Raw genomic sequence first — 22,904 nt, 5'->3', positions numbered from 1 at the left:
AGGAATGGGCCTTGCTAGACTCAAGGTCGGCGCTTGGAGAGGTGCCCGAGCGGCTGAAGGGACACGACTGGAAATCGTGTAGGCGGGCTTAAACCTGCCTCGCGGGTTCGAATCCCGCCCTCTCCGCCACAAACCCCGGCCCCAAGGCCGGGGTTTTAGCTTCGGAAAAGCTCTCTCAGGAACACAAAAAGACTTGCAAACAACCAGAAGGTCAGGGCCGCCACCGCACCATACCGCAAAGGTGGATGCTTTGAGGGCTCCTTAGGCGTTTGCGCAGGTTGCAGGAGCACGAGGCTCGAGGCCATGGTTTCCTCCGCCAATGCGTCCAAGGCCTTATCCTCCTGATAGCCCTTCAACTGCCGAAGCCGAAGTTCCATGAGCGAGACCATGGTACCAAGTCGCTGGCGCAAAGAGGGATCGCGGTCCTCCTGAGCCAACACCCGAAGGGCCTGCTCCAAATCCCGCACCCCTCGGTAGAGGACCATCTCCTCGCCGCGAAGGTAGCCTTGCCAAAAGGCCCTTACCTTCTCCTTTAGCCTTTTCTTGACGAGCTCATAGGCCTCGAGGGCTCTCCTTCGCGCCCCCTCAGGAGTCCGCCCATAACCGGATACGCGTACCAGCCCATTCTGAAATGCCGCATCAAACCCCTCGCCGCTGGCTAGGGAAGCCTTAACCCAATCCGACCACGGAAACAAAACCGGATGGGGAAAAAGCCAACCCCCAGCCTCTTGCCACAAGATCCTTGTTTCTAAAAACGCCTTCTCTGCATTTTCACTTTCACCACTAATCCGAAACACCACCTCGCTAACGTAGCGGGGCGGTAAAAGGGTACTAGCCCATCCCACCAACGCTCCTAGCACTAAACCGCCCCCTAAGAGCCAGCGCCAACTTCGCCGCAAGGCCCTAAGGAGGTCCAAAAGCGTCACCTCCGGCTCACCATTCATACCTAACTCTCAACGCGCCCCGAAGCCAGTTCCAATGACCCAAAGGGTTTTCACAAGTATCCGAAGGTCCAGCCAAAAGGAGAGATGCTTGATGTAGTAAAGGTCATAGCTAAGCTTTACCTGAGTCCCCTCCACCCCTTCCGCGTATCCCTGCTGCACCTGGGCCCACCCCGTAAGCCCCGGGCGCACGGCATGGCGTAAAGGATAAAGAGGGATCTCCTTGGCGTACACCTCCGCCAATACCCGTTGTTCCGGCCTTGGGCCGATCAAGTTCATGTCTCCCTTTACCACATTCCAGAACTGGGGCAACTCGTCCAAGCGGTAGCGCCGCAAAAACCGGCCCAATGGGGTTATCCGGGTTTCCTCCGCCCCAGCATACACCCCTTCCCGTGGCGCACCCCGCATGGTGCGAAACTTGTAAGCCCTAAAAGGGCGCCCACCCAACCCCACACGTTCCTGAGCAAAGATCACGGGCCGCCCAAGGTCCAAATAGACCAAGAGGGCCACCACGAGCCCCAAGATAAGGAGCAGGGGGGAGCAAACCAAGACCAAACCCACTTCCCATACCCGCTTGAACCAAGGGTAAAGCCCTCGGTCCGTCTCTGCCAGGGCCATGAGCCCCTCGTTGAAGTTCGGTCCTAAGGGCACCCTGCCCGTGTACCCTTCGTACACACTCGCCGCATGAAGGATGGGTATACCCCTTAAGGAAGCCTCCGCTAAAAGGGGTAAGGCCTTCGGATCCAGGTGGTGGAGGTCCGCCACCACTCCTTCCACCTCATCCAAATAAGCCATAGGCAAGAGCCCCTCCTTAAGATGAACCTGCAGCCAGTCTGCCACCCCACCGGGGATCAAGGCAAGCCGCACGGGAGGTATGCGGTTTAAGTAGAACATCAAGAGGGGAAAGGCAGCCAGGGTAGCCCCTAGGAGATAAGCCCGGGAGTAGTAAAGTCTGCCTAGAGCCAAGACCGCCACTAAAAGAAGAGTAAAGAGGAAAAGGTTAAAAGCAGCCAGGCCCCAGGACTCTTTCCCGGGATAGCGGGCCATTCGGTCCGTGGCGAAAAAAGCCAGGAGGTGAGCCAAGGCGGTGAGGAACACCAGCGTACTCACCTCTACCCCCCACGGGGGTAAGCCGAAGAAGAAAACGCCCGCCAAAAGCGCAGGAAGTAAGCCCAGGGCGAGCCAGGGACTGGGCCAATTCCTGGGTTTGATAAGCCTGTAGGGCAACCTTAACTCCAACACGCCCATAGCCTCCATGCTACCCTATAGGTCCCTGAAAAGGGGATGAACGCCTTGCTCCCAGTTCCTCGTAGGCTGCCCAAACCTCGCGAAGCATCCTATCCAGGGTGAAGTGGGCCTCATACCTCCTCCGCCCCTCCCCCCCTAGCGCAACCCTCAGGCCTGGATCCTGAAGTAACAGGGCAAGGCGTTCCCGTAGAAGCACTATATCTCCCCGGGGTACCAGGAAACCTGTCCTGCCCTCTAGCACAGCCTCCCGCACACCCCCCACATCGCTCGCCACCACGGGAAGCCCAGCCCGCATAGCTTCTAGCACCGAAAGGGGTAATCCCTCCCAATTAGAAGCTAGGACAAAAACCTGGGCGTCGGCCAGGATCCGGTCCACATCCAACCGCTTCCCAAGGAAACGAACCCGCTCCCCCAAACCCAAACGTTCCGCCAAGGCCTGTACCTCAGGCAAAAGAGGCCCTTGGCCCACCAGGTCTAAGTACCAAGGAAGCTCCCTTAACCCCGCAAGGGCCTTCAGCACGAGAGCGTGGTCTTTTGGGGGAGCAAACCGCCCCACCATGACAATCCTGGGCGGATCGCGGGCCGGATCAGCCCGCAAAAGGGTGTCCGGAACCCCGTTCCACACGACCCGAATTCTCTCTGGGGGAACCACCCGGTAGCGCAGGGCAAGCTCCCGGTCTCTCTCGGACACAGCCAGGACCAGGTCCCCGGCTCGGCCCGCCAAGCGCTCCAAGGTGAGCGCCAAAGTCCTCCGCGCGGGGCCCACTCCATCGGTAAACGCCCATCCATGGGCAGTAAAGACACTTTTTACCCCTAGCCTCCTCGCCGCAAGCCGGCCTAGGAAACCCGCCTTGGAGGAGTGGGCGTGAACCAAATCAGGGCGCAACCTCCCAATTAACTCCGTTACCTCCCTAAGCCCCCGCCAATCCGAGCTAGGCTTTATAGGTTGAACCATGTGGCGAAGAAGGTAAGTCTTCACCCCGAGTTCTTGGGCAGCCTTCACCAAGAAATCTTCGCGGTCCTGCCCTACAGCCAGATGAAGATCGGCCTTGCCCCGAAAAGCTCTAAGGAGTTCCAGAAGGTGCATCTGGGCTCCCCCCGGCTCGGCTCGGGTGATGAGGTAGAGTATCCGCACCGCTTCCTCCCAATCGCACCGCCGCATAGATTATAAGAGCACCCCACACCAAGAGCCGAAGGCGGGTGTTAGCCCCAAGGTTGTCGCTGAAAATCCCTATTCCAAAGCCTAAGATCAGCGCGAATAGGAGCAAGAGTTCCGGCGGTCCCGGGTTCCTTAGGTGACGAAGGCCTAGCAACCAAACCGCCACAAGGGGCCATATATAGATAACCTCTAGAAAGGCGATCGCTTCCATCAGCCCGTCCACCTGCCATGGAAAAGGACCCAGGAACACCGTAGCCGAGCTATATAGCCAGCCAAGTAAAAAACGAAAAGGATGGGTGGGGTCCAATTCTATCCCCAAGGAACTTCCCCCTATCCCATACACTTCCGCACGGAAACGCGCTAATCGTTCGGGGCTAAGGAGCGGGCTTAGGTACTTCCAACCGAAAGGCCCCCACCCAAGAAGCCAGGGAATAACAAGAAAGAGTACACCCAGCACTACCAAATTTCTAAGCCCGGTTCCCCGAAAAAGAATGTATAAACCTAAGGCTCCTACTAGCGCTAAGGCAACATAAGGACGAAAGAACCACAGAAGGGCCACCACCATGCCAAGGCCTAAATAATAGGCTACACAAGGATTTGTGACCAATCTTATAATCAAATAGAGTCCCAGGAACCCGAGAAGCCATACAGAAGCATCTTTTAAAAGCTGAGTGCTGTAAAATACAGCAGACGGGTACAAGCTTAAAAATAGCCCTGCCACGTTGCCTGGGCGAAATAACGACCACCTGGGCTGTTTTGTCACGGTTAGCCGTTCGGCAATACAAACAGCAATCCCTACCCCCAAAGCGCCAGCAAGAACATTTATAAGTTTGCCAAAGAATAAGCTCGGACCCCAAACATGAAAGAGAACAGCGAGAATTAGCGGGTATAGATTTGGCAATGAAGGTACCGCTTCACCGTTGAGAAGCCGAAGAGATATTTCGTAGTATAAGCGATCGTCATGTCCTGAAAATAAGGGATTAAAGCCACCCAACCCAACATCTGTAGAATAGAAGTGCGTCACGACCAACGCAATAAAGCGAACTCCAAAAGCCACCACGAACCAAGCCCAACAAAGAAAAGATACATCATCACCCCTCTTTTTCAGACACGCTTTCTCAAAAATCATAAAGCCCCCAAACTCTTTTCACTTATGCCACCGCCATGCTGCCCTTAAATTATCGCTTTGGATCGAAGCAGCTTAAGGTATAAATTCTCCCACTCTTTTATCACTTTCTCAAAAGAAAACGCTTCCTCAACCCAACGCCGACCGCGTGCACCCATGTCCTCTCTTTCAGTAGGTGTTAACATCATTAGTCGGTACATAGCCCTAGCCAAAGCCGGGGCATCTCCCGGAGGAACTAAAAAACCGCTAACACCATCACGTACTACCTCTGGATTGCCACCCACTTTTGTTGCCACAACCGGCAAACCACTCGCATGGGCCTCAAGAAGAACCATTGGCATCCCTTCCCAAGCCGAAGACATTACATAGGCATCCGCCATATTCATCAGCTCGGGCACATCGCTACGAGAACCAAGAAGAAAGACCTTATCTTCCAACCTGTGCTTTGCAATAAGCCTCCTGAGTACTCCTTCCAAGCTGCCTTGACCTACGATTAAGAGGCTGTCGTAAAAGTCCTCCACGGCCAGCTACGCGGCCCTAGCCAGCCGCTTCACCAACAAGCGTAGCATGCCCAGATACACCCAGGCCTCGCTCACCCGAGGGTTAGCTTCGTAGTCCTTGGCAAGCCGCCGATTCCGCCCAAGCCAGGCGAAGGTCCGCTCCACCACCCACCGCTTGGGCAAGGGCTTGAACCCCCTCTCCCGCGGAAGCTCCGGCGCCTCCTCCCCCTCCCGCACCCAGACCCCACGCACCCCCGCGTAGGGACGGGCCACCACCTCAAGCTCCAGCCCCAGGGAAGAAGCGAGCCCCTTGAGGCCCCTGTACCCCCAGTCCACAAAGAGCTTCCGCACCCTTGGCCAAAGGGAGAGGTCCATCCCCAGGAGCAAGGCCTCCCCACCCCGCTTATCGTGCTCGTTGGCCGGGTGCACGAAGGCCTTCAGCAAGCGACCCCCCGTGTCCGTCAAGATTTGGCGCTTTCTCCCCTTGACCTTTTTCGCCCCGTCGTGCCCTCGGGGCCCCCTTTTTCCGTGGTCTTGACGGACTGGCTATCCATCACCAGAGCGCTGGGCGAAGCTTGCCTCCCTTCTCGCTCCCGGTCCTGGCGGGCCAGGGCTTGGACGGCCTTCTCCCAAATGCCTTCCTTCTGCCACTTGCGGAAGTAGTGGTAGACGGTGGACCAGTGGGGCAAGTCATGGGGCATAGCCCGCCACTTGATGCCGTTTTCCAGGACGTAAAGGATGGCGTTAACGATTTCTCTCCTCGGCACCTTGGCGGGTCGGCCGCCGGGCTTGGGGGCTGGGATGAGGGGCTCCAGGAGGGCCCACTCCGCATCGCTGAGGTCGCTGGGGTAAGATCGTCTAGAGCTCATCCCTCAAGAATACCACCCTTTTACGACAGCCTCTAAGAGAGTAACCCTCTGTTCATTAACTAACAAGTCATTAACCAGCAAAGAGAATGCTTCTAGGAGAGTAGGGTAGTCCTTCGCTTCCTCCAACCTGCCCACTGCAAGCCAGACGAATTCCCCCTCCTCAAGAGCCAACTCGCGGCGTTTAACCTGTCTTGTAGCCACTCGAGGAGCAAGCGCTGGGTATCAACTCCGTTAGGAATATAGGTGGCCTTTTCCGGCCTTACAGCCTTGCGTTGTAAAAAACGCCTCATGCTATTTTGTGATACAAATGTGGTTGCATCGGCTAACCGATCTGTTAATCGGTAAGCTAAATGTGTGCTGGCCTCGTTCTTGAAAAAGCGGCCAATCTCCAGAGTGCTATGCACCGTGGAAATCAAGACAGGAACAGGGGCTAGAAGGCGTGTTATGCGGGCCAACAGGTTAGCATGTACCATATGGCTATGAATCACATGGGAACCAAAATGGCGAATTATGCCCGCCAACTTTGACACTCCCCGAGGATCCGGGCAGCCCCTTACCATGTTAAGCGAATGCACGTAGACCCCCGCTTCCTTTAAGACATCAGCGTATGCTGCGGGAGGTAGCATAGACACTACAACCACTTCCCACCCCCGCTGCCTCAAGCGAATAGCAAGTTGCACCAGCTGATTTTCTGCCCCACCTTGGGCTAAACCAGTGGTTACTTTAAGCAAGCGCATGTTGCCATCTTCCACTAGCAAACCTATCTAGTTGCCCAGAAGCACCTCTTCATAATTAGCTACTATTTTTTCCAAAGAAAAGCGCTCTTCAACCGAGGCCCTCATTCTATTTACCTCCTCCTCACTTCGGAAGTTATACAAGGCCTTAGCCAAAGCCTTAGCAAGCTCTTCCTCATTTCCAACAGGCACCAAGTAACCCCATCTGCCATCCTCCAAAATTTCCCTCGGACCGTACGGACAATCTGTGGCAACAATTTCTTTCCCCAAAACCATTGCTTCTATCAGAACTGTCGGGAGAGCCTCCCACCTTGAGCTTAAGGCGACAACCTTAGCCAGACGCATAAAGGGATATGGGTTATTAACAAAGCCAATAAGAGAAACGTCCGTCTCGACACCCAGCTCATGAACAAGTTCCTGTAGCTTAGCACGTTCCGCCCCTTCTCCCAAGATCACCAGCCGCGCCTTGTGCTTTCTACGCAGCCGAGCAAAAGCCTTGATAAGTAGATAAAAATCTTTTTCTTCAACCAGACGACCAACACCAAGAACTACTGGGGGTTCGCCAGGTTTAAACCAGGGGTGATCCAGAAATTCTTGGCTTTTCCTCAAAATCTCCTCAACGCTTATTGGATTATAAATAACCTTAACCTTATCTGCGTCTAATCCAAAATTTTCTATCAGCTCCTGAGCAACCCCCTCCGAAACTGCAACCACTGCGTCAGCCTTACGATAAAGAAGCCGGATTAAAGAAGGGACCATCCTCTCACGAAGAGTTCTAGCCCCACGAAGACTTGGGATCACAGCAGTGTGTTCTGCAACCACAATGCGTATAGGAAGCCCAAATACGGTTTTCGCAAGCAAGGCTATAATATTGCTATGACTTAAAGCAGAAAGCAAGACGTCAACTTTCTCTCTAACTAAATACTTCCCAAGTGGTATCAAGGCTTTCAGCACTCGGGATGCTTTCAAGTCAACTAACCTCAATCCTTCCGGAAAATCGGATAGAAATACCCCTTTAGCTGAAGCCAAAACGAGGTCTACCTGATAACCCCGCTGCACTAACCCCTGCCCTAAGGTCAAGGTAACTCGCTCCGCGCCTCCCCCATCTAAGCTAGGAAGAAAAACGGCGATTCTTCTAGTCATCGCACTTCTTTCCTCTCAACTCAGACAATTCTACCAAGACGCCCCCAGATACCGTCCCACAGGCCTCTAACCCGATAAAAACAACGCTCCATATAGTTTTTCTCAAAAAGTACGTCACCCAACATCCATCTCACCGTGTAGACCAAATAAACTAGCCGCTCCAGATATCGGCGAAAGGGGGGAAACAAACCTAGCATCACCCAAGTATTTCTTGTACTATAATAATACTTCCAAGCAGGTTGTTTAGGACGGATGCTCGTCCAACCAAACCGCTTGACTTTGAAAAACTCACCTCCATACTCGTGGAACACAACTGCACAAGGGGTCCATAGCGTGCGCATCCCCTGCAAATGAACTCGCAAGAAATACTCCCAATCATCTGCCCAAATAAAAAACTCAACTCTGGGAAAACCTACGCTTTCAACAACCCGCCGACTTATCAAGGGCCCCACAAAAGAAACCAACTGCACGGGGACAGCATACCTCGCATCTTTCAAGATAAAAGGAACCCGTAGGGGTCTATAACCCAAAAAGTAGTTACCTGCTCCATAAACAACACCCGCCCTGTTCACGAGACCAGGTGCCACAACATCCGCTTCTTCTGAAAAGAGAAGCAGTTCTTCCAATGCGGTCCTACTCGGCAAAGCATCATCATCCATCAACCACATCCACTCGTATCCGAGCTCATACGCCCGCTTCATTCCCTCGTGGAAGCCCCCAGCCCCGCCCTGGTTTTCAGGAGCCTCAAGACCTCCACCTGCGAGAACTCCTCCCGGAGCATATCCGCCGTCCCGTCCGTGGAGGCGTTGTCCACCACCAAGATGTGGTCCACGGGCCGAGTCTGGGCAAGCACCGCCCGCAGGCACTCCCTTAGAAGCTCCTTACGGTTATGCGTGACGATCACCGCGCAGACCCTATCCACGCGCCACCTCCTCAAAAAGCTTCAGAGCCCTGGCCACCGCCTGGTCCATGTTGTAGTAGCGGTAGTCCCCCAGACGCCCGGCAAAGTATACCCCCTTGAGCTTCTTCGCCTCCTCCAAGTAAAGCTGGTACCGCGCCTCGTTTTCCTCCTTGGGCACTGGGTAGTAGGGCTCGTTCCGCCCAGGCTCGTAGCCTTCGGGGTACTCGTAGCACAGGGTGGTGTGGGGCAGGTAGGCCTGCCCCGTGAGGTGCTTGAACTCCGTCACCCGGGTGTAGGCGTGCTCGTTGGGGTAGTTCAACGTACCCACCTCCTGGGCCCAAGGTATCGGCTGCCCCTCTAGTCGGAACCGCAGAGAGCGGTACGGCAAGGGTCCATGAAGGTAGCCGAAGAACTCGTCTATGGGCCCGGTGTAAATGAGGTACCGGTACCGCACCTCCCCCTCCACCTCCCGCCAGTCCGCTTGAAGGAGGACCTTGATGTTGGGGTGGGAGAGCATCCGCCGGAAGAGCGCCGTGTACCCCTCCTTGGGCATGGCTTGGTAGGTGTCCTGGAAGTAGCGGGTGTCGTAGCTCACCAAAACCGGCACCCGCGCCGTCACCGAGGGAGAAAGCTCCTCCGGCCGCATTCCCCACTGCTTTAAGGTGTACCCTTCAAAGACGTTCCGGTACACGTAGTCCGCCAAGAACCGCAAATCGGGGTCTTCCTCCTCCCTCAGGCGCAGGATGGGCACCCGGGCCCCGTAGCCAAACCGGGCCATAAGCTTCTCCTCTAGCCGGTCCGCCACCCGCTCAGAGAAGAGGGCCCGCAGGGAGGCCAGGCTGAAGGGCAGGGGGATCTCCTTCCCCTCCACCACCGCCCGCACCCGGTGGAAGTAGGGCCGCCACTCGGTAAAGCGGGAGAGGTACTCAAAGACCTTCCTGCTCTGCGTGTGGAAGATGTGGGGGCCGTAGCGGTGTACCAAAACACCCCGTTCGTCGTGCTCGTCGTAGGCGTTACCCCCGATGTGGCCCCTGCGGTCCACCACCAAAACCCGCTTACCAAGTTCACTGGCGATCCGCTCCGCCAAGGTGGCGCCGGTAAAGCCTGCACCCACGATTAGGTAGTCCACCCTCACCGGGCCACCTCCCAGGGTAGGCGCCCCAATCTATGAAGGTACCAGACCATCCCCCCCGTCACAAAGGCCTCCACCAAGACCACCGCCCAGGCAAGCCCCGAAGCACCCCCTAGGTGGCTAAGCGCCGTGGCCAAGAGGAGGTTTAGAAACCCCGCGACCACAATGATGGCGTTGAAGGCCCGGTCCATCTTCCAGGCCAGCATCCACTGGAGGCCTAGGAGACTGGAGGCCGCAATCAGGGGAAGGAGAAGCACTAGGATGCGCATGATCGGCACCGCTCCCTCATAGCCCGGCCCCAAAAGGATGTGCACCACCCATGGGCTTACAAACCAAAGGAAGAAAGCTCCGCCCATGGCAAAACCCACCATGAGGGCAAAGACCAGCGTGGCCATCCTACCCGCGCCCCGGGTGTCCCGGCCCACCTCGTGGGAAAACCGTGGAAAAAAGGCCCGGTTGAATGGCTCCACCATCCCCAAAACCGCCTTGGTAAGCCGCTCCGCACCCGCGTACAGCCCCACCTGAGAAGGGGACGCAAAGAAGCTAAGAATCAAAGGGTTCGCTGCCGTATAGAGGCTCACAGCCACCCGAAAGGAAAAAAGGTCCTTACCCATAGCCAAGAACAACAAACCCTCCCTCAGGGAGGGCCGCCGCAAAGGAATGTGGCGGGAAAGCCAAAAGAACCCCAAACCACTCGCCGCCAAAGCCCCCACTCCGTTCAAAAAAAGGGGTAGGTATGCCTGCTCGGGAGCCCGAACGAGGAGGAAAACCCCCATGGTGGCCAACCCGCGGGTAAGGACCTCCAAAAGGGCCACTTCCCGCATCCGCTCCAACCCCTGGAAAACCCACAGCGGGCTCAGGCCCCAGGCGGCAGCCCAAAAGAAGGCAGAAAAGACCACATCCTCCCGACCGCGAAGGACAGGCAGGTAAAGCGCTGTCAAGGCAAGCAAAAAGGCGGGAAGGAGGAGAAAAAGCTTGGCCGCCAAAACCCCTGAAAAAATGCGGGCTAAGGCTCCCGGGTCCTCTCGGTGCCGCGCCACCTCCCGGGTGCCCGAAAAGGAAAAGCCGTACTCCACCAAAAGTTGCAAATAAAGCGCCATAGACTGCCCCACCGCTAAAAGCCCAAACCCTTGTGGCCCCAAAGTGCGGGTCAAGTAAGGAAGGGTGAGCAAGGGGAAAAGATAATTGGCACCCTGAACCAAGTAAAGGTAAAGGAGGTTTCTTCCCACCCGGGAGTAACGGATGAAGCTTAGAACCTTGCCCACATATCTACTCCTTTCCACACCACAACCTCACGAAAGTAGGAAAATGGCTTCCCGACAGTTCCTTCCGCTAGATGGACCCAGGTTGCCTCCCCAGGTTAGGTAGCCGGCACCGGTCATCGCCCTGCGCCTCATGGCTTCCCCATCCTTATGGCGGATGGCCCTCGAGGCCCCCCACCCTCCATATCTTAAGCCCCTACACCCCCAAGCCAAACGCCCGCACCGCCACCCCCGCCGCCTCCAAAGCCGCCCGCACCGCCTGGGCCACCTGGGGGGCGTTGGGGTTATCCCCATGAATGCAAAGGGTGTCCGCCCGCACCGCCACCTCTCCTCCGTCCAGGGCCTCCACCTTCCCTTCCAGGACCATGCGCACCGCCCGCCGGGCCGCCTCCCTTGGGTCGGTGATCCAGGAGCCCGGAAGGGAGCGGGGGGCAAGCTGACCGTTCTTGAGATAGGCCCGCTCGGGGAAGGCCTCGAGGACCACCCTAAGCCCGGCGCGCCTCGCCTCCTCCTCGTAGACCGTCCCGGGGAGGACCACGAGGGGCACCTCCGGGTCAAAGGCCCGCACCGCCTCGGCGATGGCCCGGGCCGTCTCCCGGTCCCGGCAAGCCTTGAGGTAAAGGGCCCCGTGGGGCTTCACGTGGTGGAGGGGAAGCCCCTCCGCCTTCAGGAAGGCGTAAAGGGCCCCGATCTGGTAAAGCACGTCGGCGTAGACCTCCTCCGGGCCCAAGGCCATCTCCCGCCGGCCAAACCCCACCAGGTCGGGGAAGCCGGGGTGGGCCCCCACCGCCACCCCATGGGCCTTGGCCAGGGCCACCGCCTCCCGCATGCGCAAAGGGCTTCCCCCGTGGAAGCCGCAGGCCAGGTTCACCGAGGTCACCAAGGGGAAAAGCTCCCGGTCGTGCCCGTAGGTATAGACCCCGTAGGACTCCCCCGCGTCCGCGTTCAGGTCCACCCAACGCCCCATACCCCTAGGGTATCAAGGGGGGTAGCCAAGCGCCCCTAAGACCGCCTTCACCCGCTCCGCCCAAAGCTCCTCCCGGGAATACACCACCTGGACCCGCTCGTGGACATTCCGGTCCACAGGCGCCAGGGCCAAAAGGGCGTGGAAGGGTTGGAGGAGCCCCAGGGGAAGACCGCCCCCGGCGTAGAGGAGGAGGTCGGACCGCAAGGCCAGGGCCTCCACCTCCTCCCGCCTCAAGGCCACGTGTCCCCGGGCCCTTTGCGGCAGGCGGGCGAGGAAGGCGTCCCCTTCGGCGAAGCTCGGCGCCGCCACGGAAACCTGGGCCAAGGGGCGGAGGAAGGGGGCCAAGGAGGGGCGCAAGGGGCCAAGCCAAAGCGCCTTGGCCCCGGGAAAGTGGGCGGCTAGGAAGCGCTCCAAGGCCACCCCCTCCGTGTACTGGCCCACGGGTCCCCCCACCCCCACGGCCACCAGGTCCACCAGGCCCGCCATCTCCGCCTCCGCCTCCAGGCGCATCCCCTCCGGGGGGGGAAGGCCCTCCGCCAGGACCATCCCGGCAAGCCCCAGGGGCACAAGGCAGGGGAGGAGGGCCCAGGTGTTCTCCGCCTCCACGGGGTAGGGGAAAAGGGGCAGGCGCAAGGACGCCACCTCCGCCACCAACGGGTCAAAGAAGGCGGCATTCCCCCGGTGGAGGAAGGGCAAGGGGCGGGTCTTGTGGTAAGGGGGCCACACGGGCCACCTCCTAGGCGGGGCGCAGGTCGGCGTACTTGAGGGAAAGGCGCTTAAGCCCCACCCCCTCAAAGTGCACCGTCACCTCGTCCCCCGAGGCCGCCACCACCGTGCCCGGGCCGAAGCGGGGGTGGACCACCTTCTCCCCCCCCTTGAAGGCCCCGGGCTTGGGCCGGTGCGACGGAGGGACGGGCCTTGGGCTTCGGTAGGGGTCGTACTCCTGGTAGAGACCTTCTTCCACCTCCTCCAGGAAGCGGCTTGGCCGGGTGGCCTCCAGGCGGCCGTAGACCTCCCGCTCCTCGGCGTAGGAGAGGTAAAGCCTTTCCTGGGCCCGGGTCACCCCCACGTAGAAGAGGCGGCGCTCCTCCTCCAGGGCCTCGAGGGTGTTCAGGGAGTTCCGGTGGGGCAGAAGCCCCTCCTCCACCCCCACGAGGAACACCACGGGGAACTCCAGACCCTTGGCGTTGTGGAGCGTCATGAGGAAAACCTTCCCCTCCGCCCCCGCCGGCTCCTCCGCCCGGGCGGTGAGGGCCACCTTATCCAGGAAGTCCAGGAGGCTTTCCGCCTCCTTGGCCGCCCGCAGGAGCTCCTCCACGTTCTCCAGGCGGTCCTCGTGGTCCTCGGGGTAGGCCTCCCTGAGGTAGGCGGGGTAGTCGGTGGCCTGAAGGAGATGGCGGAAAAAGGCCTCCGCGGGGCCAAAGGCCAGGTCCATGAGCTCTTCCATCAAGGCCACGAAGTGGCGCACGGGCTCGGGGCGGGGTAGAAGCTCCGCCCGCTTCAGGGCCTCAAAGAGGGGAAGGCCCTTCTCCTGGGCCAGGCGGGCCACCTTCTCCACCGTGGCCGGGCCGATGCCCCGGGGCGGGGTGTTCAGGATGCGCTTCAGGCTCACGCTGTCCAGGGGGTTCAGGGCCAGGCGGGCGTAGGCCAGGAGGTCCTTCACCTCCGCCCGCTCAAAGAAGCCCACCCCGCCCACCACCCGCGCCCCAACGCCCCGGCCCGCCAAAGCCTGCTCCAGGAGGCGGCTTTGGGCGTTGGTGCGGTAGAGGACGGCGATGCGGTCAAAAGGGGGCCCCAGGCGCAGGATCTCCTCCGCCACGAAGCGGGCCTCCTCCCGGGCGTCCTTGGCCCGGAAAAGCCGCACGGGCTCCCCGCCCCGCTTCACCGGGCGCAGGGTCTTTTCCAGGCGCAGGGCGTTTTTGACGATCACGGCGTTGGCGAAGCGCAAGATGGCCTCGGTGGAGCGGTAGTTCTCCTCCAGGCGGTAGACCTTGGCCCCGGGGAAGTCTGCCGTGAACTGGAGGATGTTCTTGATGTCCGCCGCCCGGAAGGAGTAGATGCCCTGGTCCGGGTCCCCCACGGCCATGAGGTTGGCCTCCTCCCCGGCCAGGAGCTTGGTGAAGCGGTACTGCACGGGGTTTGTGTCCTGGTACTCGTCCACGTGGATGAAGCGGGCCCGCTTGCGCACCCGGGCGAGCACCTCCTGGTCCTCCTCCAAAAGCCTCAGGGCGTAAAGGAGGATGTCCCCGAAGTCCAAGGCCCCTTGGGCCTTTAGGGCCTCCTGGTAGCGGAAAAAGACGTCCAAAAGCCTCCTCCGGGAAAGTCCGGCGTAGTACTCGGGAAGTTCCGCCAAGAGGGCCTCGGGCGGCTCTCCTCGGTTTTTGGCCCGGTCCAAGAGGGCCTTGATGGGCCCCGGCTTGGCGGAAAGGCCGAGCTCCTTCAGGACCTCCTTGAGGAGGGCGGTCTGGTCGTCCTCGTCGTAGACCACGAAGCCCGGCTTCAGGCCCACCCGCTCCCCGTACACGCGGAGGATGCGCAAGGCGGCGGCGTGGAAGGTGGAAACCCAGACCTCCCCCGCCCCCCTCACCATGCCCTTGAGCCGCTCCCGCATCTCCTCCGCCGCCTTGTTGGTGAAGGTGACCGCCAGAATCTCCGTGGGGTAGACGCCCCGGTGGGCGATGAGGTAGGCCACCCGGTGGACCACGGTGCGGGTCTTGCCGCTCCCAGCCCCCGCCACCACCAAGGCGGGGCCTTGGAAGTGGAGGACCGCCTGGCGCTGGGCCTCGTTCAAGGAGGAGAGGAGGGCCTCGTCCACGGGGTGGAGTCTACCACGCGGTAGACTCTAGGACATGGAGCTTCGTCCCACGCAGGAGGGCTTCTTGGGCGAACTCGCCCGGGACTTCACCTTCGCCACTTTGGCACGCTTGGCGGCGGGGTTTGGCGAGCGACTGAAGGAGGAAGGCATAGGACGGGTTGTGGTGGGCCACGACGCCCGCTTCCTGGCCCGGGAGATGGCGGAGGAGGCGGCGGGGGTGCTTTCCGCCTTGGGCCTGGAGACCTTCCTCCTTCCCGGGCCTTCTCCCCTTCCCCTTTTCGGCTTCGCCTTGGAGAGGCAGGAGGCGGCGGGGCTTTACCTCACCGCCGGGCGCAGGCCCGCCCGCTTCCAGGGGGTCAAGCTCCGCCTGGGGCCCGGAAAACCCCTTCCCGGGGAGGCGGTGCCCTTCCTAACCCCCCCGGAGGCCCGGGGGCGCTTCGCCCCCCTGGAGGTCAAGAAGGCTTATATGGGGCACCTGGCGCAAAGCGCCGGAGAGGTGCCCAAGAAAAAGGGCGTGGTCTACCTGGACGCCATGGGGGGAGCGGGAGGCGGGGTCTTGCCCGGGGTGTGGAGGCTCCTTGGCCTCGAGGCGGAACTCCGGGAACTCCACCCCCTCCCCCACCCCCTCTTCTACGGGGTGGACCCAGACCCAAAGCCGGAACACCTAAAAACCCTCCAGGTCCTCCTCAAGGCCCAAGAGCCCCCCACCCTGGGCCTGGCCCTGGACGGGGACGCCTGCCGCCTAAGGGTCTACCTCCCCGGCGGGGAGCCCTTGGGGGACGAGGCCACCCTGGGGCACCTGAAGGAAGTTCTGGGCGGTAAGGCGGTGGAAGGGGACGGGGAAGGGGGCTTCCGCTTCCCCTGGCACCTTAAGGAACCCGACCCCTTCCTCGCCGCCCTCCTCCTCCTGGGGGCCCTCCTATGAAGGAGATCCTGCCCGGGGTCTTCCTCCTGCCCGTGCCCATCCCCTACCCCTTGAAGGCGGTGAACCTCTACCTCCTCCGGGGGGACGGGGAGGTGGCCCTTCTGGACACCGCCTTGGACACCCGCACCGCCCGGGGAAGCCTGGAGCTTTATTTGGCGGAGCTCGGCCTTTGCTTCCAGGACATCAAGACGGTGCTCCTCACCCACCACCACCCCGACCACTATGGGCTTTCCGGTTTCTTTGAAGGGCTTGGGGCCCGGGTCTTCCTCCACGAGGAGGAGCTCGGCCGGGGCCACCGCTTCTGGCTCGTCCCGGAGGCCTTTGAGGAAGCCTCCTGGCGGCTTTTCCGGGAGCACGGCACCCCCGAGGAGGCCCTTCTGGGCATCCGGGAAACCATGGCCAAAACCCGCGAGAGGGTCCACCCGCCGCAAAACCCCGTGCCCCTTAGGGACAGGGAGGTCCTGGAGGTGGGGGGGAGAAGGCTTCGGGTCCTCTGGACCCCGGGCCACGCCGACGGGCACGTGGCCTTTTACCTGGAGGAAGAGGGGGTGCTTTTGGCGGGGGACGCCCTTTTGGACCACGTCTCCCCCAACGTGGGCCTTTGGGCCTACACCCGGGAAAACCCCCTAAAGGACTTCCTGGACTCCCTCAAGCGCCTGGCCGAACTCCCCGCCCAGGTGGCCCACACGGGGCACTTCGGCCCCATCCGGGACGTTCGGAAGCGGGCCAAGGAGCTTCTCGCCCACCACGAGGAGCGTCTGCAAAGCCTCCTGGCCCACCTGGAAGGCCCCAAGAACGCTTGGGAGCTTTCCCTGCTCCTCTTCCCCCAGGATTTGGACGCCGCCGGGCGCCGCTTCGCCTTCGCCGAAACCCTGGCCCACCTGGAGTACCTGCGGGCGGAGGGCCTGGTGGGCCGGGAAGGCCCCCCCTACCGCTACTTCCGGGTCTAGGGCCCCTTGCCCGGATGGGGAACGGGGGGTAAACTTTGACCCGGTTCAAGGAGGTGCCATGCATCCTTGGTACGCACACTACGATCCTGGGGTCCCCAAGGAGGCCCCCGCGCCCCGGCTTTTGACCGAGGCCCTGCGGGAAAACGCCCGCCGCTACCCAGACAAGGTGGCCTTGGCGTTCCTGGGGCGAAGTATTTCCTACGCCGCCTTGTGGCGGGAGGTGGAGGCCTTCGCCAAGGGCCTGCAGGAGGCGGGGGTGAAGCCGGGGGACCGGGTGGCCATCATGCTCCCCAACTCCCCCCAGTTCGTGGTGGCCTTCTTCGGCGCCCTCCTGGCGGGGGGCGTGGCGGTGAACACCAACCCCATGTACACCCCCCGGGAGCTCAGGCACCAGCTTCAGGACTCCGGGGCCAAGGCCTTGGTCATCCTGGACCAGCTCCTTCCCCGCTACCAAGAGGTGAAGGAAGAAGTTCCCGTGCGCATCCTGGTGCGCACGGGCATCCAGGACTACCTCCCTTTTCCCAAGAACCTCCTCTACCCCCTCCTGCTCAAGCGCAAGGGGCAGTGGCCCAAAACCCTCGAGGGCATCCCCTGGCGGCGCTTCCTCAAGTCCGGCACCCCCAACCCCGTGCCCCTTAACCTGGACGACCTGGCCCTTTTGCAGTACACCGGGGGCACCACCGGGGTGGCCAAGGGGGCCATGCTCACCCACCGGAACCTCTCCGCCAACGCCCTGCAGGTGCGCTCCTGGATCCCCGACTTCCGGGAAGGGGAGGAGGTGGTCTTGGGGGCCATCCCCTTCTTCCACGTCTACGGCATGACCGTGGCCATGAACCTGGCCCTCCTGGGGGCGGCCAAGCTGGTCCTCCTCCCCCGCCCCGAGATCGGGCCCATCGTGGAGGCCATTGAGAAGCACCAGGTAAGCCTTTTCCCGGGGGTGCCCACCCTGTACGTGGCCTTCAACAACTTCCCCGGGATTGAGAAGCGGAACTTAAGAAGCGTCCGGGCCTGCATCTCCGGCTCCGCCCCCTTGCCCCTCGAGGTGGCGGAGCGCTTCATGGCCCTCACCGGGGCCAAGCTGGTGGAGGGCTACGGCCTCACCGAGGCCAGCCCCGTGACCCACTGCAACCCCCTCCACGGCCCGAGAAAGCTCGGGAGCGTGGGCCTCCCCTTCCCGGGGGTGGAGGCGAAGGTGGTGGACGCGGAGGGGCGGGAGGTGCCCCCGGGCGAGGTGGGCGAGCTCATCGTCAAGGGCCCCAACGTCATGAAAGGCTACTGGAACCGCCCCGAGGAAACCCAAAAGGCCCTCAGGGACGGCTGGCTCTACACCGGCGACATGGCCCGCATGGACGAAGACGGCTACTTCTACATCGTGGACCGCAAAAAGGACTTGATCATCGCCGGGGGCTACAACATCTACCCCCGCGAGGTGGAAGAGGTCCTCTACCAGCACGAAGCCGTCCAGGAGGCCGCCGTGGTGGGCGTCCCCGACCCCTACCGCGGCGAGACCGTGGCCGCCTTCCTCGTCCTAAAACCCGAGTACAGGGGCAAGGTGACGGAAAAGGATATTGAGGCCTTCTGCCGCCAAAACCTCGCCGCCTACAAGGTGCCCCGCATCATCGCCTTCCGCGATAGCCTCCCCAAGTCCAGCGTGGGGAAGATCCTCAAGCGGGAACTCACCAAGGAGGTGGGGCAAAGGCGGTAGAATAGGAAAATGGGCAAAGTCTACAAGAAGGTGGAGCTGGTGGGGACGAGCGGGGAAGGCCTCGAGGGCGCCATCCAAACCGCCTTGGAGCGGGCGCAGAAAACCCTTCGTCACCTGGACTGGTTTGAGGTCAAGGAGATCCGGGGCACCATCGGCCCGGAGGGGGTGAAGGAGTACCAGGTGGTGTTGGAGGTGGGGTTCCGCCTGGAGGAATAGCCACCTTCCTTCCGAAAGCGCCACCTCCTTTACACGCCTCCGCTCAAGGGATAGGCTAAAGGTAAGGGGGGTGAAGGGGTATGAGCGCCACCGGTCTGGAGGTCTTTGACGCCACCCTCCACAAAACCCACACCTGGCTCAAGGCCATCATGGAGGAGCTGGGCACGGAGGACCGTCACCGGGCTTACATGGCCCTTCGGGCCGTCCTCCACGCCCTCCGGGACCGCCTGCCCGTGGAGGAGGTGGCCCAGCTCGGGGCGCAACTCCCTATGCTCATCCGGGGCATCTACTACGAGGGCTGGGACCCCACGGGTAAACCCCTTAAGGAGCGGCACAAGGAGGAGTTCCTGGCCCACGTGGCCCGGGAGCTCAAAACCCCTTCCGGGGTGGCGGTGGACCCGGAAGGAGCGGCCCGGGCGGTGTTCAAGGTCCTGCGGCAAAAGGTGTCGGAGGGCGAGATCCAGGACGTGCGCCAGCTCCTGCCCAAGGAGCTCCGCGAGCTTTGGCCGGCAAGCTAGTCCAGGACGAAGCGGTCTTCCGTCTCGTGCAGGCGCACCCGGTGGACGATCCGCTGGTCCTGGGACCCGTTGGGCTCGGTCATGGCCACCACGGTGACGTAGGGGCGCAAGGGGCTCTTTAGGACCTTCTTGGTGAGGGTTTCCTCCACCTGGAAGATCCCCGCCGAGTTGTTCATGGTCACCTGGATCTCCACCGGGACCTTTTCGCCCTTCAGGATCCGCACCTCGTCCACCGCCAGGGCGCTGATGGAGTGGATGTCTATGCTCCCCAGGGCGAAGGCCTTCCGCCCCCGGCCCTTGGTGATGTCCGTGCCGTCCGCCACCGCGGTGATGCCCGCCTCTATGGTGAGGGGCTCGGGGGAGAGGTCGTGGCTGTAGATGCTGTGGAGCATGAGGGCCCGGAGGGCGGTGCGCTGCTCGGGGTCGGGGTAGATCCTCTCCAGGATGCGGTTCAGGATGGGGAGGGCCAGGCTCACCCCGAAGGCCTCGTGGTGGTCCCGGTGCACCTGGTTGCCCAGGTCGTGGAGCATGGTGGAGAGGAGGACCACCACGTAGGCGTCCTCCAGATCCCCCGCCCCCGACTCAAGGGTGTCCAGCCGCACCCCCGCCTCGGCCAGAAGGCCCAAAATGGCCACGCCCGCCGCCCCGGTGAGGAGGGCGTGGACCCGGCCGTGGTCGTTGTAGCCCAGCTTGCGCATGGTGATGTAGTTGGCCATGTTCCAACCGGCCCGGGCCTCCGGGTCCTGGATCAGGAGCTCGTAGGCCCTAAGGGCCTTGGGAAAGGGCTTCAGGCGCTCCCGGATGGCCTGGTCGGCCTCGGCGTAGAGCTTGGCCTTGGGGCTAGCTACGTGGACCACGCGTTCTCCCGTCATGCGCACCCCTCACCTTACACCGGGCCCTGGCGAGGGAAAGGAACTCACTCCCCCTTGAACTCCGGCGCCCGCTTTTCCAGGAAGGCCCTCACCCCCTCCTTCATGTCCTCGGTGGCGGCGGCGTAGCCGAAGAGGTCCGCCTCAATCTCCAAGGCCTCCGCCAGGTCTAGCCCCTCGCCCCGCACCACGCTCTCCTTGGCCAGGGCCAGGGCGATGGGGGCGTTTTTGAGGATCTTCTGGGCGAGCTTCTTGGCCTCCTCCAGGGCGTCCTCCCCCACCCGGTTGACGAGGCCCAGCATGAGGGCCTCCTCCGCCTCCACGTGCCGCCCGGTGAAGATGAGGTCCAAGGCCCGCCCCCGGCCGATGAGGCGGGGCAGGCGCTGGGTGCCCCCAAAGCCGGGGATGAGCCCGAGACCCACCTCGGGAAGGCCGAGCTTGGCCCCCTTGGCCGCCACCCGGAGGTCGCACGCCAGGGCCAGCTCCAGCCCGCCCCCCAGGGCGTAGCCGTGGATGGCGGCGATGGTGGGGATGGGCAAAGCGGCGATCTCGGCGAAGACCTGCTGGCCCAAAAGGGCGTACTCCCGGGCCATGAAGGGATCCTTGAGGGCGGCGATCTCCTTGAGGTCCGCCCCGGCGGCGAAGGCCCTTCCCTCCCCCGTGAAGATGGCCACCCGGGCCTCGGGGTCTTGGTGGATCACCTCCGCCACCTGGGCGAGCTCCTCCAAGACCTCGCGGGAAAGGGCGTTTAGGGCCTCGGGCCGCCTTAGGGTCACCAGGGCGATGTTCCCCTCCACCTCGTAGGAGAGGTGCTGGAACTCGGGGATCTCCAGGATGAACTCGTGCTCGTGCTCGTGGTCCATGCTACACCTCCAAAAGGGCGAGAAGCGCCACCTCCACCATGCGCCGGATGCCTTCCTGGAGCACCTCGGCAGGCGCCAGCTCGGGGTCGCCGATGCGGTTGGAAACCGCCAGGATGGCCCCCGCCTTCACCCCCCGCATCCGGCCCAGGAGGAAGAGGGCGCTCGCCTCCATCTCAAAGGCCAAAACCCCAAAGCGGCTCCAGGCGCGGGCCGCCTCGAGGGTGGTGGCGTAAAAGGCGTCCTCCGTGGCCACCAGGCCCACGTGGTGGGGGTAGTCCCGCTCCTCCGCCTTGGCCCAAAGGGCGCGGAAGAGGAAGGGGTCGGGCACGGGGGCGTAGGGAAGCCCCCCGAGGTACTGGCGGGTAGCTCCGTCCAAGGGCACCGCCCCCTGGGGGATGACCAGGTCCCCCGGGGCCAAGGCGTTGTCCACCGCCCCGCAGGTGCCCACCCGCAGGAGGACCCGGGCCCCAAGCTGGATGAGCTCCTCCGCCACGATGCTGGCGGAGGGAGCCCCCATCCCCGTGGTCTGCACGGAAACGGGCACCCCCCGGTAGCGCCCGGTGTAGCCCAAAAGCCCCCGGTGGGTGTTGTAAACCACGGGGTCTTCCAAGAAGGTTTTGGCGATCCATTCCGCCCGGCCGGGGTCCCCGGGGAGGAGAACCCTTTGCGCCACGTCCCCCGGTTTGCCCCGCACGTGGATGGGACTCATACCGCCTAAGGATACTACAGCCTGAGGGCGGGAAGCCCTTCCACCAGGCCCTCGTCGTGGGTGGCCAGGACCAAGGCGGCGCCCACCTCCTGGCAAAGCGCCCGCATGAGGGCGAGGACCTCCCGGGCCTGGCGGCGGTCCAGGCTCGCCGTGGGCTCGTCCGCCAGGAGGAGCCTAGGCCTCGGGTAAAGGGCCCGGGCCACCGCCACCCGCTGGCGCTCCCCCCCGGAAAGCCTTTGGGGAAGAAAGCCCGCCCGCGCCCCAAGCCCCAGGCGCTCCAAAAGGGCAAAGGCCCAAGCCCGGTCCACCCGTCCCACCAGGTACCCGGGGGCGAGGACGTTCTCCAAGGCGGTGAGCTCGGGCAAAAGGAAGTGGTGCTGGAAAACGAGGCCCAAAAAGCGAAGCCGGCGCCGGGCCAGGGCCTCCTCCCTAAGGCCCCGGATGGGCGTTCCCTCCCACAGGACCTCCCCCTCCTGCAAGGGAAGAAGCCCGGCAAGGAGGTGGAGAAGGGTGGTTTTGCCACTTCCCGAGGGCCCAAGCACAGCGAGGGCCTCCCCGGGTTCCAACCGGAAGGAGAGCCCTTGGAAAAGAGGGCCGTTGGCGTAGGCGAAGCCGAGGTTTTGGACCTCGAGGACCGGGCGCACCCTCTCATCCTCTAGGCAAAAGATGAAGGCTCGGTTAGAGTAGGACCGATGCGGGGAAGCCCCTTGTTCCAGGACCTGACGCCGGAGGAGGCAGCGCTCGCCCGCTCCTACTTCCAGCCCCTTTTCTTCCCCCAAGGGAAGACCATCTTCCAACAGGGGGACCTGGGCCAGGCCTTATACCTGGTGGAGGCGGGGCGGGTGCGGCTTTACCGCACCCACCTGGGGGGGCAGGAGAAGACCCTAGGCTTTCTGGGCCCCGGGGAGGTCTTCGGGGAGATGAGCCTCCTGGACGGGGGGGAACGGAGCGCCAGCGCCGAGGCGGAGGAGGACGCCCAGGTCCTCGCCCTCTACCGGGAGAGCTACTTCGCCCTTATCCGCCGGCTGCCCCTATTGGCCCACAACCTCGCCCGCATCCTGGCCCGAAGGCTACGGGAGCTCAACGTGGAGATGGACCTCTTGGCCTTTGAGGAGGCGCAAAGCCGGGTGGCCTACGCCCTCCTCAAGCTCCACCGCCAAGGGCACGGGCCCCGCTTCCGCCTGCGCCACCAGGACCTGGCTGCCCTGGCGGGGGCGAGCCGGGAAACGGTGACCCGGGTCCTGCACAGCCTGCAGGAGAAGGGGATCCTGTCCTTGGCCCCAGGGCAGGTGGAGGTGAAGGACTTCCGGCTTCTGGAAGAGGTGGCCTTCGGCCTGGTCTAGGGGAGGTGT

General features: G+C 62.3%; 23 protein-coding genes, 1 tRNA gene and 1 pseudogene. 7 read left to right on the top strand and 18 right to left on the bottom strand.

The features are described from left to right. Positions 1–35 precede the first annotated feature (35 nt). Positions 36–129 (top strand) — tRNA-Ser (locus tag QT17_RS08225). A gap of 26 nt (positions 130–155) precedes the next feature. Here the strand turns inward: QT17_RS08225 and QT17_RS08220 are convergent. From QT17_RS08220 to QT17_RS08170, 14 genes and pseudogenes are all read right to left on the bottom strand, one after another. Next, positions 156–800, bottom strand: coding sequence for a hypothetical protein (locus tag QT17_RS08220; protein WP_152607361.1), 645 nt, complete (start codon positions 798–800; stop codon positions 156–158). 153 nt (positions 801–953) lie between these two features. Continuing rightward, positions 954–2,051, bottom strand: coding sequence for a sugar transferase (locus QT17_RS08215; RefSeq protein ID WP_235283841.1), 1,098 nt, complete (start codon positions 2,049–2,051; stop codon positions 954–956). Between the two features lie 148 nt (positions 2,052–2,199). Then, positions 2,200–3,276: a glycosyltransferase family 4 protein gene (locus tag QT17_RS08210; protein WP_235283837.1), complete on the bottom strand. Its 1,077-nt coding sequence runs from the start codon at positions 3,274–3,276 to the stop codon at positions 2,200–2,202. Beyond that, positions 3,254–4,477, bottom strand: a complete 1,224-nt coding sequence (locus QT17_RS13375; RefSeq protein WP_081995800.1) for a glycosyltransferase family 39 protein — start codon at positions 4,475–4,477, stop codon at positions 3,254–3,256. The genes QT17_RS08210 and QT17_RS13375 overlap by 23 nt, the downstream gene beginning before the upstream one ends. 44 nt (positions 4,478–4,521) lie before the next feature. Beyond that, positions 4,522–4,995 carry a glycosyltransferase gene (locus QT17_RS13370; RefSeq protein ID WP_200883389.1) on the bottom strand — a complete coding sequence of 158 codons (474 nt, stop codon included), beginning with the start codon at positions 4,993–4,995 and terminating at the stop codon, positions 4,522–4,524. A gap of 6 nt (positions 4,996–5,001) precedes the next feature. Beyond that, positions 5,002–5,843, bottom strand: a protein-coding gene (locus tag QT17_RS13365) for an IS5 family transposase (RefSeq protein ID WP_369792378.1) whose coding sequence is annotated in 2 segments (ribosomal slippage) — positions 5,002–5,486 and positions 5,486–5,843 — 843 coding nt in all. Because the reading frame shifts where the segments join, the coding sequence is not laid out codon by codon here. A gap of 92 nt (positions 5,844–5,935) precedes the next feature. Further along, complete coding sequence (locus tag QT17_RS15015) at positions 5,936–6,580, bottom strand: glycosyltransferase (protein ID WP_152607360.1); 645 nt, start codon at positions 6,578–6,580, stop codon at positions 5,936–5,938. Between the two features lie 27 nt (positions 6,581–6,607). Further along, entirely contained in the window at positions 6,608–7,720 is a 1,113-nt protein-coding gene (locus QT17_RS13355; protein ID WP_081995797.1) for a glycosyltransferase, read from the bottom strand. A 20-nt stretch (positions 7,721–7,740) separates the two neighbouring features. Continuing rightward, positions 7,741–8,642: pseudogene (locus QT17_RS13350) on the bottom strand (glycosyltransferase family 2 protein). After that, positions 8,635–9,756 (bottom strand): UDP-galactopyranose mutase, encoded by a 1,122-nt coding sequence (gene glf, locus QT17_RS08190; protein WP_039458879.1) that lies wholly within the window; start codon positions 9,754–9,756, stop codon positions 8,635–8,637. The pseudogene QT17_RS13350 and the gene glf overlap by 8 nt, the downstream one beginning before the upstream one ends. Further along, positions 9,753–10,982, bottom strand: a complete 1,230-nt coding sequence (locus QT17_RS08185; protein WP_235283852.1) for a flippase — start codon at positions 10,980–10,982, stop codon at positions 9,753–9,755. Before QT17_RS08185 ends, glf begins: the two co-directional genes overlap by 4 nt. Before the next feature lie 229 nt (positions 10,983–11,211). Then, positions 11,212–11,982 carry a LamB/YcsF family protein gene (locus tag QT17_RS08180; protein ID WP_039458873.1) on the bottom strand — a complete coding sequence of 257 codons (771 nt, stop codon included), beginning with the start codon at positions 11,980–11,982 and terminating at the stop codon, positions 11,212–11,214. 12 nt (positions 11,983–11,994) lie between these two features. Continuing rightward, complete coding sequence (locus QT17_RS08175; protein WP_039458870.1) at positions 11,995–12,708, bottom strand: hypothetical protein; 714 nt, start codon at positions 12,706–12,708, stop codon at positions 11,995–11,997. 10 nt (positions 12,709–12,718) lie between these two features. Next, on the bottom strand, positions 12,719–14,797 hold the full coding sequence (locus tag QT17_RS08170; protein WP_039458868.1) for an ATP-dependent helicase: 2,079 nt from the start codon (positions 14,795–14,797) through the stop codon (positions 12,719–12,721). A gap of 34 nt (positions 14,798–14,831) precedes the next feature. Between QT17_RS08170 and QT17_RS08165 the strand changes: the two genes are divergently transcribed. The 5 genes from QT17_RS08165 to QT17_RS08145 all read left to right on the top strand — a co-directional run bounded on the left by QT17_RS08165 (position 14,832) and on the right by QT17_RS08145 (position 19,111). Next, positions 14,832–15,722, top strand: coding sequence for a phosphoglucomutase (locus QT17_RS08165; protein ID WP_039458866.1), 891 nt, complete (start codon positions 14,832–14,834; stop codon positions 15,720–15,722). Continuing rightward, positions 15,719–16,672: an MBL fold metallo-hydrolase gene (locus QT17_RS08160; protein ID WP_039458863.1), complete on the top strand. Its 954-nt coding sequence runs from the start codon at positions 15,719–15,721 to the stop codon at positions 16,670–16,672. Before QT17_RS08165 ends, QT17_RS08160 begins: the two co-directional genes overlap by 4 nt. A 58-nt stretch (positions 16,673–16,730) precedes the next feature. Next, positions 16,731–18,377 carry a long-chain fatty acid--CoA ligase gene (locus tag QT17_RS08155; protein WP_039458861.1) on the top strand — a complete coding sequence of 549 codons (1,647 nt, stop codon included), beginning with the start codon at positions 16,731–16,733 and terminating at the stop codon, positions 18,375–18,377. Between the two features lie 9 nt (positions 18,378–18,386). Further along, positions 18,387–18,593 (top strand): dodecin, encoded by a 207-nt coding sequence (locus QT17_RS08150; protein ID WP_039458859.1) that lies wholly within the window; start codon positions 18,387–18,389, stop codon positions 18,591–18,593. 80 nt (positions 18,594–18,673) lie between these two features. Beyond that, entirely contained in the window at positions 18,674–19,111 is a 438-nt protein-coding gene (locus tag QT17_RS08145) for a DUF2267 domain-containing protein (protein ID WP_039458855.1), read from the top strand. Here QT17_RS08145 and QT17_RS08140 read toward each other — a convergent pair. Genes QT17_RS08140 through QT17_RS08125 form a run of 4 tightly spaced genes read right to left on the bottom strand, consistent with a single transcriptional unit; the run spans position 19,108 to position 22,196 of the window. Continuing rightward, positions 19,108–19,983, bottom strand: coding sequence for a phosphohydrolase (locus QT17_RS08140; protein ID WP_039458852.1), 876 nt, complete (start codon positions 19,981–19,983; stop codon positions 19,108–19,110). The two genes, QT17_RS08145 and QT17_RS08140, sit on opposite strands and share 4 nt — an antisense overlap. Before the next feature lie 44 nt (positions 19,984–20,027). Beyond that, complete coding sequence (locus tag QT17_RS08135; protein ID WP_039458850.1) at positions 20,028–20,843, bottom strand: enoyl-CoA hydratase/isomerase family protein; 816 nt, start codon at positions 20,841–20,843, stop codon at positions 20,028–20,030. 1 nt (position 20,844) lies between these two features. Then, positions 20,845–21,552 (bottom strand): purine-nucleoside phosphorylase, encoded by a 708-nt coding sequence (locus QT17_RS08130; RefSeq protein ID WP_039458846.1) that lies wholly within the window; start codon positions 21,550–21,552, stop codon positions 20,845–20,847. Positions 21,553–21,566: 14 nt separating this feature from the next. Continuing rightward, positions 21,567–22,196 carry an ABC transporter ATP-binding protein gene (locus tag QT17_RS08125; RefSeq protein ID WP_039458843.1) on the bottom strand — a complete coding sequence of 210 codons (630 nt, stop codon included), beginning with the start codon at positions 22,194–22,196 and terminating at the stop codon, positions 21,567–21,569. 48 nt (positions 22,197–22,244) lie between these two features. On the opposite strand from QT17_RS08125, the gene QT17_RS08120 reads away from it, so the two are divergent. Further along, positions 22,245–22,895: a Crp/Fnr family transcriptional regulator gene (locus QT17_RS08120; protein WP_039458841.1), complete on the top strand. Its 651-nt coding sequence runs from the start codon at positions 22,245–22,247 to the stop codon at positions 22,893–22,895. Positions 22,896–22,904: the final 9 nt, after the last annotated feature.

This window comes from Thermus sp. 2.9 (assembly GCF_000794385.1).
GTDB classification, from domain to species: Bacteria; Deinococcota; Deinococci; order Deinococcales; family Thermaceae; genus Thermus; species Thermus thalpophilus.
The sequence above is the reverse complement of the archived record's forward strand: the minus strand, read 5'-3'. Positions and strand labels throughout refer to the sequence as shown.